Annotated in this window: 2 protein-coding genes; both read left to right on the top strand. The window is 42.8% G+C overall.

Translation table 11 applies throughout. From position 1 onward, the window contains the following. A partial coding sequence (locus P5683_RS24645; protein WP_315645087.1) for a DUF5837 family cyanobactin class RiPP occupies positions 1-156 on the top strand: 156 nt, incomplete at its 5' end. A 403-nt stretch (positions 157-559) separates the two neighbouring features. After that, entirely contained in the window at positions 560-1465 is a 906-nt protein-coding gene (locus P5683_RS24640; RefSeq protein WP_315640669.1) for a LynF/TruF/PatF family peptide O-prenyltransferase, read from the top strand. Positions 1466-1599 lie beyond the last annotated feature (134 nt).

Genomic DNA, 1599 nt, shown 5'->3' with positions numbered 1-1599 from the left:
CCCCCGAACCCCCAGCAGCCCGTTGACCGCGTTCCGACGGGTCAACTGCCCAGTGCTTTGGCTGAACTGAGTGAAGAGGCGATCGGCTCCCTGGCCCTGGCCTCCGCGGGGACGTGCGGCGTTTGTCGTTGTTCCTATGAGGGGGACGACGAGTAATCGGGGTTGATTTTACCACAACCGTTTTCAATCCTCAAACTTCTCGTGAGGACTGCCAGGGTGCTTGGTTCGCCGCGATGAATTGACGGGCAACTGCCGATACCTCAAGGCTTTCCGATACCTGGCACGCGGTAGGGGTGGAGGGAGCATCACTCCCTCTGCCCCTCTTCCCCCGACCCCGAGAAGAAGACTGACGTTCAGCTTTCATCCCCGCCAGTAGCCTTGAACCCCAATGACACTTTTTCGCGGGTTTACTTTTGGGTTTGTAGCGGTTGCAAAATCTTCGATATTTTCGAGCGCAATCCTCCAAAGTTGTGGGTCACATGGTAAGCGTATCCTGACTGAAAATTTCTGGGTTTTCTTGGCATTGTGTTGATAAATATGAATTAACAGAGGGATTTCAATGACTCGAATGGTTAGTGATGATAGGTCATCTTGTGTAACAGAAAAGTTGTATTTTATCCGCCAACAAAGTCATATATTTGGCTGTGATAATTTATACGGATTTAATCTATTTGAACAGCTTATTTATGAATTAGAAAATAAAATTGATCCAAGAAGCATACTTATCGAAATATCTTGCAAGATTCAGCAGGATCGTTTATATCCAGCTCGTTTTTGTATGGGGTGTGATTTTGGAGATCCAACTCAGCTTAAGCTGATTTATGATTTCCTTGAGCGAATCTCAGCAAGAACAGATCTGAAATTAGATTATGCATTGTGTAATCGCTTTTTCAATGAAGACTTTGACTATGAAAAATCAGATGGTTTTATGATCGGAGTTGATCTGAGGCCAGAACCCAGTGAATCCTCTATTGATTTAGCTCTGACAACAACTTGTCCAGAACAGCAAGAAGCTGCAATTTCGTTACTTAATGATAGAAACTTAGCAAAAGATGCCCAAACATTACTATTTGGTAATCCTTTACATATCAATTTTGACTTGAATTTGAATGGCGTTAGCAATATAGAGGTTTATCCCTTGATCAATCAAAATCAATGGCAACAAAAAAAGGTGCAGACTCGATTACAATCTGTATTGTCACCACCTCTGTTTGAGAAAATATTTTCTATAGAGAGTTGCAGTACAATTGCTGTTGGACTGTCAAAAGCAAACTTAGGCCGAAAAATCTATTATTATTTGGATGATTTAGGTGATTTTTTGAATCATTTTAAGGTCAATGAAGTGATTAAAGAAGTCCATTCTTATTATCAACAACCACCAACTCGCAGAATGTGTATTGCTTTGTTAGAAGATGAAATTCAACAAAATATCATTCAAAATCTGAATTTGTATTACTATATCTGACACCCACCGAAGGGGGGAGAATCTACCCCCTCCCAGACCCAAACCAGAATTTTCGTGCCGCGCCCACCGCTACGGGGCTGCACAAACAGGCTTCTTGACAACAAGAAGGGACTGACCACCCCAAGTGGTCAAAC

The sequence above is a fragment of the Limnospira sp. PMC 1279.21 genome (assembly GCF_032349615.1).
GTDB lineage: Bacteria > Cyanobacteriota > Cyanobacteriia > Cyanobacteriales > Microcoleaceae > Limnospira > Limnospira fusiformis.
The sequence above is the reverse complement of the archived record's forward strand: the minus strand, read 5'-3'. Positions and strand labels throughout refer to the sequence as shown.

Excerpts from the sequence above, each read along its gene's own strand:
- P5683_RS24640 (WP_315640669.1), top strand. The coding sequence starts at position 560 with ATGACTCGAATGGTTAGTGATGATAGGTCATCTTGTGTAACAGAAAAG.